Here is an 11,885-nt window from a genome sequence, read left to right as displayed (position 1 = left end):
TTTCCCACTCTATTACTCTATTACCTGCCTAGCATCTATTTTTATTGCAGAGAAGCGGCCAATTCTTTAACATAAGTCAAAAGCTCGTCCACATGTACGTCTTTGCTTTCGCCCGTTTTCCGGACTTTACACTCAACAAGACCTTCGCCTGCTTTGCCGCCGACAGTAACGCGAATGGGCAGGCCAATGAGGTCTGCATCTTTGAATTTCACGCCGGCACGCTCCGGACGGTCATCAAGCAGTACTTCGTACCCTTCTTTTTGAAGCTGCTCATAGATTGAATCAGCCAGTTGTTTTTGTTCTTCGTTCTTCACATTCACTGGCACAACGTGTATCTGGTATGGCGCCAGCGACCACGGCCAGATGATTCCGTTCTCGTCATTGTTCTGCTCGACACAGGCAGCCACCGTACGCGAAATACCGATGCCGTAGCAGCCCATAATCATCGGCTGCTCTTTTCCGTTCTCGTCGAGGAACTTGGCACCCATCTTTTCGCTATAGCGCGTACCGAGTTTGAAGACGTGTCCCACTTCAATTCCTCGCGCAAATGCGATATGGCCGCCACAGCGCGGACATTCGTCTCCTTCGATAATATTGCGCAGGTCAGTATATGTTTTGACGGTAAAATCGCGACCCGGCACAACGTTTTTATAATGATAGTCTTTCTCATTTGCTCCAGCCACCGCTCCGTTCATATCTTGGATGGCGAAATCAGCATAAACTTCAATGTCTTCCGGCAAATTGAACGGACCGACAAAGCCAAGCGGAATTCCGAGCTTGTTCAACTCTTCTTCCGTTGCCATGGTCAGCACATTCGCATCCACGATATTTTTCAGTTTTACGTCATTAAGCTCGTGGTCCCCACGCACAAGCGCCACGACAAAGCGCTCATCCGCTTTAAATACAAGCGCTTTGATAAACTGGCGGGCTTCCATATCAAAATGGTTCATCAATTGTTCAATTGTTTTTACATCAGGTGTTGCCACTTTTTCCATCTCAGCCTGAGATGCGGTGCGCTTTTCTGCAGACTTATAGACGACTTCCGCTTTTTCGAGATTCGCCGCATAGTCGCAGGATGTACAATAGGCAATCGTATCTTCACCAATCTCAGACAACGCCATGAATTCGTGCGTGCCTTTACCGCCGATCGCGCCGGCATCCGCTTCGACCGCACGGAATGTCAGACCTGCCCTTGTAAAAATGCGGGTATAAGCGTCGTACATGTCCTGATAGCTTTTGTCCAGACCTTCACGGGTCGTATCAAAGCTATAGGCGTCTTTCATGATAAATTCACGTGAACGAATGACTCCAAAGCGCGGACGTACTTCATCACGGTATTTTGTTTGAATTTGATATAAATTAATCGGTAGTTTTTTGTAGGTGTTCAAGTTATCACGCACGAGACCGGTGACAACTTCTTCGTGTGTCGGCCCAAGCACGAAATCACGATTGTGGCGATCTTTCAGACGCATTAATTCGGGACCGTATGCATCCCAACGACCCGTCTCCTGCCATAGTTCCGCCGGTTGAATGGCCGGCATGGAAATCTCCTGGGCGCCGGCGCGATCCATTTCCTCCCGCACAATTTGCTGTACTTTGCGCAGAACACGGTAGCCCAACGGTAAATATGTATAAACGCCGGATACCAATTGGCGCATTAAGCCAGCCCGTACCATAAGCTGGTGACTTACAATCTCCGCTTCCGCAGGCACCTCCCGCAATGTAGGCAGAAATAGCTTGGACTGTTTCACAACACTGTACCTCCTGTATATGCTTATTATATCTATATACTTTCATGGACGGAAAAAAGAAGGAGAGAAAGAGAAAAGTAAGAAAACACAACACCTTCCTTTTCTTCTCCTTCTTTATCCTTTTTCCCGCACCACGCAAAATATCAAAGTGCTACATGTGATTTTTTAGAAAAAACGCTGAATGTCGTTCCAGGTTACGACCAGAATTAATACCATCAAGAACGCAAAGCCAAGGAAATGCACCATGCCTTCTTTCTGCGGATCAATCGGGCGACCACGCAATGCTTCAAGGCCGATAAAGACCAGACGTCCCCCGTCGAGCGCCGGCAGCGGAAGCAGGTTCATAATTCCCAGGTTCACGCTCAACGCCGCCGCCCACTGAATGAGTACAACCAGGCCGTTTTCCGCAGCTTTATACGTATAGTTAAAGATGCCGACCGGTCCCGACAGTTCCTGCACAGGGACTTGGCCAGTAAACAGTTTACCCAGCATTTCATATATCAGTTTTGAGAACTCATACGTAGTGACCGCGCCATACTGAGCAGCTCCGACGAATGATTTAGATGTCGGCGAGTAGACGCCGATTTTGCCGATCTGGACTTCTTTGTCCCCCTGCTTCTGCACTTCTTTTGCAGGAACTACCGGGAGAGAGAATTGTTCACCGCCTCTCTCGATAATAAACATCAGCTCCTTGCCCGGCGACGTACTCACTACCTGTACAATATCTTTCCAGGTGTCCATCTGCTTACCGTTAATGGATAACACCTTATCTCCCTGCTGTAGACCGGCTTTGGCCGCTGCCTGGTTTGGAATAATCTGCCCGATAACCGGCTTGTCAGATGGCACACCGTACGCCAGCCCCATTACTGTCAGCAGCACAAATGCAAGCAAAAAGTTGGCGAGCGGTCCCGCAAAGATAGCGGCGGCCCGCTGTCCGACCGTCTTGCTGCCAAACTGACGATCATACGGCGCAATCTGCGTCTCTTGATTATGGTGAAGCATCATTGCCTGCGGGTGGACCGGGTAACGAACTTCCTCGCCGTCTTCGATGCCACGAATAAACAGCTTATGTTCCAAATCCGTCTCTTCTACCGTAACGACAGTCGCTTCCGGGTGGTTGCGAATGTTCGTTAAAATCATACGCGTCACTTTGCCGTCTTCATCAAAGATAAGGCCCACATCCTGCCCGCGCTGTATCTCAATGACTTCCGGGTCCTCTCCTGCCATGCGGACGAATCCTCCAATCGGCAGCAAACGAAGCGTATAACGCGTTTCCCCTTTGACGAAAGAGAACAGCTTCGGCCCCATGCCGATAGCAAATTCGCGGCATAAAATTCCGGCACGTTTGGCCAGCAAAAGATGCCCTAATTCATGGATAAAGACTAACAATCCAAACACAAGAACAATGGCTAAAACCTTTACCAACGGGGTTCCACCTTTCCTGATTGTTTGGCCCTTTCATCAGGCCGGTTAATACTCTTCTGCAACTTGACGCGCCCACCGGTCCGCTTCCAAAATGTCTTCAAGCCCTGGATCTACAACGACCCGGTGCTTCCCCATCGTGTATGCGATCGTATCTTCAATCGCCAGAAATGGAATGTCTCCGCGAAGGAACCGCGCCACCGCCACTTCATTGGCCCCATTCAGCACCGCAGGCATCGTGCCCCCCTTTTGCCCCGCCTCATACGCAAGTGCAAGACACGGGTAACGCTCAAAATCGGGCGCCGCAAAGTGAAGCTTTGCAATCTTCACCAGGTCAAGTGGTTCAGTTTCCAATTCCACTCTCTCCGGATAACTCAATGCATACTGAATCGGAATACGCATGTCCGGTGTTCCCAGTTGAGCCATCACCGCACGGTCCGTAAACTCCACCATAGAGTGGATGATGCTTTCCTTATGGAGAATTGTGTCAATTTTGGCATACGGCAAATCGAACAACCAATGAGCTTCAATGATTTCCAATCCTTTATTCATCATTGTAGCCGAATCGATTGTAATTTTAGCCCCCATACTCCAATTCGGATGAGAAAGGGCTGCTTCTACCGTCACGTCTGCCAGCTGCTCCCGTGTTAAATCACGGAACGAGCCGCCTGAAGCAGTCAGAATGATTCGGCGTACAGCCGCTCTGTCTTCCCCCTGTAAGCACTGGTAAATAGCCGAGTGTTCGCTATCTATCGGTATGACGGAAACGTCATGTTCTTTCGCTTTTCGCATTACGATATGGCCCGCTGTGACGAGTGTTTCCTTATTAGCCAGGCCAATCGTTTTTCCCGCTTCAATGGCCGCAAGCGTCGGTGCAAGCCCGGCACTTCCCACCATGGCCGAGATAACAAAATCAGTGTCAGGATGGGTCGCTGTTGCGAATATCCCTTCTTCTCCCCACATTACTTTCGTATGCGGGGGCAGTTCATGTTTTATTTTTTCGGCCAACTCTTTTGTCTGTACCGAAATGAGGTGAGGCCGAAACTCCCGAGCCTGTTCGGCCAGCAATTGAATGTTTCTTCCGGCTGCGAGCGACACGACCGAAAATCGGTCGGGATGCTGCCGCACAATATCAAGCGCCTGTGTTCCTATTGATCCGGTAGAGCCTAGAATGGCTATTTTTTTCATACTTCCTCCTAAAGGACGGTCAACCTATGCCTTTTCTTCTCATTTTATAACAATTGAAGCAAATGCAGAACGGGAAAAACAATGATTAAACTGTCAAATCGGTCAAGCATGCCCCCGTGTCCCGGCAAAATCGCCCCCGAATCTTTTACGTTTAACGTACGTTTGATGGCTGACTCCATCAAGTCTCCAATTTGTCCGCTTACCGAGATAACAAGCCCGATAAGCAGCGCATGCGGAATCGTAAAGGTCCCGGTGACCAGCGAAAATATAAGCATTGTGACCATTGTCAAGATAATACCGCCCAGCGATCCTTCAATCGTCTTATTTGGGCTGATAGACGGCCATAATTTTGTTCTGCCGCGATATTTCCCAACAAAATACGCTCCCGTATCGGTTGCCCACGTACCAAACAAAATGGAGAGCATTACGGCAAGGCCGTTCGCCATTCGGGTTTCGTTCATAAAGTGAAACCCGATGCCAAGATAAAACGCGCTAAAAAAAAGATAGGCGATATGCTGATATTCTACCCGGTTCTTCGAAGCTACGGTAATGAACAAAAGCAGCAGAATAAATAAAAATATGACATCGCCCCGCAGCGTATTTCCGCTCCACACCAGGTCAGGAAAGAGCAAAAGCCAAAGCAAAACAAGGCCGGTCAGCCCGTGCCAATCCATTAACCGGATATGATTCATTCGGATTAATTCATAATAAGCAAGCGTAGCAAGAAAAAAAACAAGGGCAGTAAACCAGATGCCTCCTTGATAGACGACAAGAAGAAAACCGGCTCCCCCCAATACCCCTGTAATTACCCGTGTTTTCAAGCGTTCCACCTCTTACCTGGCGCGCCTTCCATTACGTTAGCGCCCCGTATCGTCTGTTCCGCTGTTGATATGCTTTGACTGCTTCGTAGAAATGTTTTCGGGAAAAGTCCGGCCAGTACACCTCACTGAACCAGAATTCGCTGTAGGCCAGCTGCCAGAGCATAAAATTGCTTAGACGAAGCTCGCCGCTCGTGCGAATTAGTAAATCGGGATCAGGCAGTCCGCGGGTAGTCAAATGCGAGCTAAACGTCTCTTCATCAATTTGATCAATGGTAAGCGTTCCGTCTTTAACTTCTTGCGCCATTTGTTTAACTGCGCTAATCATCTCCGCCCTGCTTCCGTAATTCAGCGCAAAATTGAGGATTAACCCGGTATTCTCACGGGTCTTATCCCGTGCTTCCACCACGGCTTTCAGCGTATAATCGGGCAAATCTTCTTCATAGCCCACCATACGCACCTGCACGTTACGCTCGATTAACTCTTCTAATTCGGTCGCCAGGTATTCCTGAGGCAAACGCATTAAATATTCTACTTCTTCGGCAGGACGCTTCCAGTTCTCTGTCGAAAAAGCATACAGGGTCAATACTTCTACACCGATTTCATCTGCCGCCTTCGTAATCTCTTTTACCGTTTTCATGCCGGCACGGTGTCCGGCCACGCGCGGTAGCGCTCGTCTCTTTGCCCATCTTCCGTTTCCATCCATGATAATGGCAATGTGTCTTGGAACATTAGCAAGATCCAATTCATATTCATTCAGCAGCGGATCATTTTCCGATTTTTGCATCCACCTGGTTAGTTTATCAAGCATACGTACGTTCCCCCGTACTATCAAATATATCATAAACCCCCTCACCTACGAGGGGGTTATTTGTTACACTTCCATGATTTCTTTTTCTTTATCGGCGATGATTTGGTCTACAAGCCCTACATGCTTGTCCGTCGCTTTCTGTACCAAATCCTGATTATGCTTCATGTCATCTTCCGTAATATCGCCGTTTTTCTCCATTTTCTTAATGGCATCGTTAGCGTCACGACGAATGTTACGAATAGCAACTTTTGCTTCTTCGCCTTCTTTTTTCGCCAGTTTTACAAGTTCCATACGGCGCTGTTCCGTAAGCGCCGGGATCGAAATACGAATAACATTCCCGTCATTGGTCGGCGTCAAGCCCAGGTCGGATTTAAGAATCGCCTTCTCAATCGGACCCAGCATTGTTTTCTCCCAGGGCTGAATCACAAGCAACCGCGGCTCCGGTGTGCTTATGTTCGCCGCCTGGTTTACCGGCACCGGCGATCCGTAGTAATCGACTGTAATTTTGTCCAGGAGAGAAGGTGTGGCTCTGCCGACGCGCAGGGTAGCCAGACCCCGCTTTAAAGAAGCGATGGCTTTATCCATTCTCTCTTCGGCTTCTTTTAGTACTTGCTGTGGCATCGTTATTATTCTCCTTTCACGATCGTACCAATTTTTTCGCCCATAATGGCTCGTTTAATATTTCCCTCTTCCATAATGGAGAAAACAAGGAGCGGAAGATGGTTATCCATACACAGGCTAGAAGCGGTAGAGTCCATTACACCTAACCCTTTATTCAACACTTCTAGATACGTGAGGTTTTCGTATTTCTCAGCGTTCGGATCAAGCGCCGGATCGGCAGAGTAGATGCCGTCCACTTTGTTCTTCGCCATCAGTATCACTTCGGCTTCGATTTCAGCCGCGCGAAGCGCTGCCGTCGTATCGGTGGAGAAATATGGATTGCCTGTGCCGGCTGCAAAAATAACGACACGGTTTTTCTCTAAATGGCGGACAGCTTTTCTTCTTATGTAAGGTTCGGCAACTTGCCGCATTTCAATTGAGGTTTGCACGCGCGTAGGAACGCCGACTCTTTCCAGGCCGTCTTGCAGTGCCAGGCTATTCATCACGGTAGCCAGCATGCCCATGTAGTCGGCCGTCGTACGGTCGATTCCTTTTGCGCTTCCGGCCAGGCCGCGCCAAATATTACCACCACCAACAACGATGGCGACCTGTACGCCCAATTCTACAATTTCTTTAATCTGGTGAGAAATCGACGTAATCACATCGGAATCGATCCCATATCCAACATTTCCGGCGAGAGCCTCTCCGCTTAATTTTAATACAACACGTTTATACGCGGGAAGTGGCATTGAAAAACAACTCCAATCCTCTTTAAAATTCTTCGCTGCTCGCAAGAAGATTTCCTGCTTTTTCCGCAGTTTACAAAATAGGGAACACCGCGTGTTCCCTACTTCATTCGCTTTTAGGCGTTATTTTTTTTAGTTTGCGCCATTACTTCTTCTACGAAGTTGTCGGCTTTCTTTTCAATGCCTTCGCCTACTTCATAACGAACGAAACGCACAACGTCCGTGTTGTTCGCTTTCAGAAGGTCTTTTACTTTCTTATCGGAATCTTTTACGAAAGTTTGTTCAACCAAGCAAACTTCTTCGTAGTATTTGTTCAGACGGCCTTGCACCATCTTTTCAACAATATTTTCTGGTTTACCTTCGTTCAACGCTTGTGCTTTCAGAACTTCGCGCTCCCTTTCAAGCTCGCTTGCATCCACATCTTCGCGCTTGACATACGTTGGTTTTGCAGCAGCAATTTGCATGGCAAGGTCTTTTGCCAGTTCTTCGTTCGCAGTGTTAGTCATTTCGATCAGCACGCCAATGCGACCGCCCATGTGAAGATAATGGCCGAACAGGTTTCCTTCCGGTTTTTCCAGAATTTCAAAACGACGAAGGTTCATATTTTCGCCAATGGTTGCGATTTTCTCATTCAGCACTTCTTGCAGCGTTGCACCCTGCCCTTTAAACGCTTGCCCCAGCGCTTCTTCTACGCTTGACGGACGCTGGCTCAGCAGGTGTTCCGTAATTTCTTTTACGAATGTTTGGAAATTCTCGTTTTTGGCTACGAAATCGGTCTCGGAGTTTACTTCCACGATGCAGCCCAGGTTTCCTTCCACAGCAACAGCAGTAAGGCCTTCAGCAGCAATCCGGTCTGATTTCTTTGCAGCTTTTGCAATTCCCTTCTCACGGAGAAGGTCAATTGCTTTTTCCATGTCTCCGTCCGTTTCTTGCAACGCTTTTTTACAATCCATCATGCCTGCGCCTGTTCTCTCGCGCAGTTCTTTTACCATGCTTGCACTAATTGCCATGAGAAAATCCTCCTACACATTTGTTAAGTTTAAAATATAGGGTTTACGTAACTTTGCTTTATTGTAACAAAAGGGCGGAAAAAGGTTACACCCTTCGCCACCCTTACATTGCTCGCGGAACTTATACAGTAGCTGCAACCTCTTCACCAGATCCCTGGTTTGCTTCGAGAACCGCATCCGCCATTTTTGCTGTTAACAATTTTACGGCGCGGATGGCATCATCGTTGCCCGGGATAACATAATCGATTTCATCCGGATCGCAGTTCGTGTCAACAATACCTACGAGCGGGATGCCAAGTTTACGGGCCTCCGCAACCGCGATACGCTCTTTGCGGGGATCGATTACGAAAATTGCATCCGGAAGTTCTTTCATGCCCTTAATACCGCCAAGGAACTTCTCCAGGCGTTCTTTTTCTTTGCGAAGCAAGATAACTTCTTTCTTCGGAAGAAGTTCGAAAGTGCCGTCGTTCTCCATTTCCTCCAATTGGTGCAGGCGAGCCACACGTTTTTGGATTGTGCTGAAGTTCGTCAGCGTACCACCCAACCAGCGTTGGTTAATGTAATACATGCCGCAGCGCTGCGCTTCTTCAGCTACAGACTCCTGCGCCTGTTTTTTCGTTCCAACAAACAGAATTTTACCGCCATTCGCTGCAATTTCACGAACGAAGTTGTACGCTTCTTCTACTTTCTTTACGGTTTTTTGCAGATCAATAATATAAATTCCGTTACGTTCGGTGAAGATATAGCGGGACATCTTCGGGTTCCAGCGACGAGTCTGGTGACCAAAGTGCACACCGGCTTCCAGTAATTGTTTCATAGAAATTACTGCCATCTCCACGACACCTCCTCTAAAATGGTTTTTTGTAATGCCTCCGCTCTTCGCATCTCCGAATGAGACTCACACGTTACCGTGCAAGCACCTTCACCCGGATTGAAGAACGTGTGTATTTTCACACCGTTTGTAAATATACCATAGGTGTTAAAAAAATGCAACAAGCTGGTATGAAAATTTCATCGTCTACCAGGAGAGATTAGTTTGCAGCTAAAAAACCCTGCTTTTTCAACATTTGGATCACCATTTCTACCTCTCCGTCACCTATCCCCAGCTTACGGGCAATATCGTGCGGAGACATCCCCCCGAAGTACAGCCGGGGGATATCTTTATAGTCGTCTTTTAGAAAATGCGGAAAGAGAAGGGACGAAGCGGCTTTTTCGTGCAGCAAGTCACCTGCAACATGCTGTGCAGCCGTTACCTTTTGTGCTAATTCTTCGTTTTGTTTTTCCAGTTCAGATACTTTTTGTCTAAGAGAAGCTAACTCTTCCTTCACGCCGGCCAATTCCATATCCGTCATGCGTTTAACCTGTGCAATGGAACGCACCAGTTCTTTGTTCTCCTGCTCAAATTCAGTTATCAGCGTATGAAGTTTTTCTTCAGCCGCCGCTCCCTGTGTCGTTCGCTCACCATTGCCTTTCAAAAAACGAAGCAATAGCAGAAGGACAATAACAGTAAGAGCGGAAAGCCAGATTTCTATCATGTATTTTCACCAACTATCCGTGGGTTATGAAAAGGTATTAAAATGTAATGTCCAGGCTATGCCCTTTGTACGGATGAAGATTTGGTTTTTCCGATTCGCTAAAGGCGTAGTTTTTCTTTTTCTGTTTTCTAGAACTCATTCCCTGTTCGCCCGAACTCCCTTTGTCTCCCTGGTTAATATGGTTTTTGGTCGCTTCTTCTGTTTTGGCTATGCGCGTTCGGTTCACTTCGTCTTTTTGCTCTTGCTCAAGCGCCAGGCCTGCCTGTTCCTGCTGCGGCCTTTCCTGCAGATGCTCTTGTATTTTTCCTACATCCTGCATACGCGGAATGGCGATTTGCAATTCAAGTGCGCGCAGTGTCATCCGGACCACCTCTTTTCTTTGAAAATCATGAGGAAAGAAGGAGAGAAAGAGAAAATAAGATCCAAGGAAGAAAAAGGCCTTCGCCTTTTTCTACATTAAAATCCTCTCCTCATTCCTTCCTCTCTTTTCATTCGTACCGCAAAAGTCAGCCGTCCTTCCCGTGATTTTCATGTCGGAGTTGCAGTTGAAACACCATGGGTAGTTTATTAAAGCGGTGTCGTAGTTATATGACCGTCTTCCCCAAGAATGAACGCGGTTCGATTATGATTTTCTTTTATAAAGCGCACCGCGTTACCGAATACAAGCTTAGTCCCGCTGTACATAACGCTTAGAACTTCGACACGGGCTTTTTCCATGCCGCCTACCTTCTCTTCAATTTCTTCTATCTTTTCTTTTGCATGTGAATATTTTTTTTCAGCCAGCAGCTTAGCATTCGTAAATTTAATCTGCAGTGCACGCTTATCCGGAGTGAGTTTGCCCTGGAGCGCTAACTGATCAAGAAAGCGCAGTCCTTGATCGGATTTTTTTATGGATTCCGTATATTCTTTGATTTCTTTCTTAAGCGCCTGCAATTCTTCGCGCAAACGCGGGTTTGCGCCAACCTCAATATTGGTAGGAGTGTTTGTCATATTGCCAATTATTTTCGCAACCACTTTTTCTCCTGCCTGTACCGTTCCGCCAACGATAAGTCCCTTAGTAGCTTTACAAATAACGTCACGGCCTGCGCTTACATTGCTGTGCATAATCGTCTGCGAAACAATAATATCATTTTCAGCTTTCACTGTTGCATTTTGAATAAAGCCTGCTTTTACATCCACATCGGCATGGATAGTGCCTTTATGATGTCCAATGATACCGCCTCTAATTTCAATCGTTCCTTTCGCTTCCAGCGTGGCGCTTTCAACACTCCCCGCAATACGAATATCGCCACCCGCTTTAATCGTAAAGCCAGGATGGACATTTCCGTTGACGACGACATTTCCGATAAAATCAATGTTTCCTACACCAAAATCAACGTCGCCTTTTACTTCATACACGGAAAGCACATTAATTTTTCCGTTTGCTGTAATCGAGACTTGACCGTCTACCGCCGCATAAGCATTATTTTTTTCTTGATCCAGCAATACGTTTTTTCCGATTTGAAATCGCGCCTCTTTGCCGTCTTTGGCCTGTATAACCTCTCCGCTTACACCGGTACCCGGCTGTCCCTTCGTAGGAGGAACTTTTCTGGCAAGCAACTGGCCCTTTGTAACATTCACCAATTGCAGCAGGCTATAATAGTCAACACTACCGTCCTCTCGCTCCTTAGGGCCTTTCTTTTCCGAGGGGCGTACTACAAATTCGATATATCCGTCCTTGCCAGCGGTCGGTGGCACTCCCTGCGCAATGACGAGCACTTCATTTGAATACATATAAGGACTTATTGCCACCTCACGTAGCAAGTTCTCATCAATACCAAATATAACGCGGTTCTGATTTATAATGGCCAGCAAATCCTCATATGTCACACGCACGTCTCCTTCAAGACGCAACTCCATTGTCGCCTGCATTTTATCTTTAGCGATTTGGACCTTTACCATGTCAGCCAGCGTCTTTGTGGAAGCCCCCTGCTCTACTTTATTTTCAGACCCCTCCATATGCAG

At 47.4% G+C, this 11,885-nt stretch carries 12 protein-coding genes; all 12 read right to left on the bottom strand.

The window, feature by feature from the left end; genetic code table 11:
* Positions 1–41 precede the first annotated feature (41 nt).
* On the bottom strand, positions 42–1,751 hold the full coding sequence (locus tag ADA01nite_RS05510) for a proline--tRNA ligase (RefSeq protein ID WP_146808956.1): 1,710 nt from the start codon (positions 1,749–1,751) through the stop codon (positions 42–44).
* 165 nt (positions 1,752–1,916) lie between these two features.
* Positions 1,917–3,176: an RIP metalloprotease RseP gene (gene rseP, locus ADA01nite_RS05505; RefSeq protein ID WP_146808955.1), complete on the bottom strand. Its 1,260-nt coding sequence runs from the start codon at positions 3,174–3,176 to the stop codon at positions 1,917–1,919.
* A 45-nt stretch (positions 3,177–3,221) separates the two neighbouring features.
* Positions 3,222–4,361 carry a 1-deoxy-D-xylulose-5-phosphate reductoisomerase gene (locus ADA01nite_RS05500; RefSeq protein ID WP_146808954.1) on the bottom strand — a complete coding sequence of 380 codons (1,140 nt, stop codon included), beginning with the start codon at positions 4,359–4,361 and terminating at the stop codon, positions 3,222–3,224.
* Positions 4,362–4,405: 44 nt separating this feature from the next.
* Positions 4,406–5,191, bottom strand: coding sequence for a phosphatidate cytidylyltransferase (locus ADA01nite_RS05495; protein WP_246147232.1), 786 nt, complete (start codon positions 5,189–5,191; stop codon positions 4,406–4,408).
* A gap of 22 nt (positions 5,192–5,213) precedes the next feature.
* Complete coding sequence (gene uppS / locus ADA01nite_RS05490) at positions 5,214–5,990, bottom strand: undecaprenyl pyrophosphate synthase (protein WP_146808990.1); 777 nt, start codon at positions 5,988–5,990, stop codon at positions 5,214–5,216.
* Between the two features lie 63 nt (positions 5,991–6,053).
* Entirely contained in the window at positions 6,054–6,611 is a 558-nt protein-coding gene (gene frr, locus ADA01nite_RS05485) for a ribosome recycling factor (protein WP_146808952.1), read from the bottom strand.
* Between the two features lie 5 nt (positions 6,612–6,616).
* The gene (gene pyrH / locus ADA01nite_RS05480; RefSeq protein ID WP_146808951.1) at positions 6,617–7,339 is read right to left on the bottom strand and encodes a UMP kinase; all 723 of its coding nucleotides are present in this window, start codon (positions 7,337–7,339) and stop codon (positions 6,617–6,619) included.
* Positions 7,340–7,452: 113 nt separating this feature from the next.
* Entirely contained in the window at positions 7,453–8,346 is an 894-nt protein-coding gene (gene tsf / locus ADA01nite_RS05475) for a translation elongation factor Ts (RefSeq protein ID WP_146808950.1), read from the bottom strand.
* A gap of 121 nt (positions 8,347–8,467) precedes the next feature.
* Positions 8,468–9,178, bottom strand: coding sequence for a 30S ribosomal protein S2 (gene rpsB / locus ADA01nite_RS05470; RefSeq protein ID WP_146808949.1), 711 nt, complete (start codon positions 9,176–9,178; stop codon positions 8,468–8,470).
* A 199-nt stretch (positions 9,179–9,377) separates the two neighbouring features.
* Positions 9,378–9,881, bottom strand: a complete 504-nt coding sequence (locus ADA01nite_RS05465) for a DUF6115 domain-containing protein (protein WP_146808948.1) — start codon at positions 9,879–9,881, stop codon at positions 9,378–9,380.
* A 37-nt stretch (positions 9,882–9,918) separates the two neighbouring features.
* Positions 9,919–10,242, bottom strand: a complete 324-nt coding sequence (locus ADA01nite_RS05460) for a hypothetical protein (RefSeq protein ID WP_146808947.1) — start codon at positions 10,240–10,242, stop codon at positions 9,919–9,921.
* A gap of 206 nt (positions 10,243–10,448) precedes the next feature.
* On the bottom strand, positions 10,449–11,879 hold the full coding sequence (locus ADA01nite_RS05455; protein WP_146808946.1) for a flagellar assembly protein A: 1,431 nt from the start codon (positions 11,877–11,879) through the stop codon (positions 10,449–10,451).
* Positions 11,880–11,885: the final 6 nt, after the last annotated feature.

The organism is Aneurinibacillus danicus (assembly GCF_007991215.1).
Lineage (GTDB): Bacteria > Bacillota > Bacilli > Aneurinibacillales > Aneurinibacillaceae > Aneurinibacillus > Aneurinibacillus danicus.
Note: the sequence above shows the minus strand (reverse complement) of the source record. Positions and strands in the feature narration are given on the sequence as shown.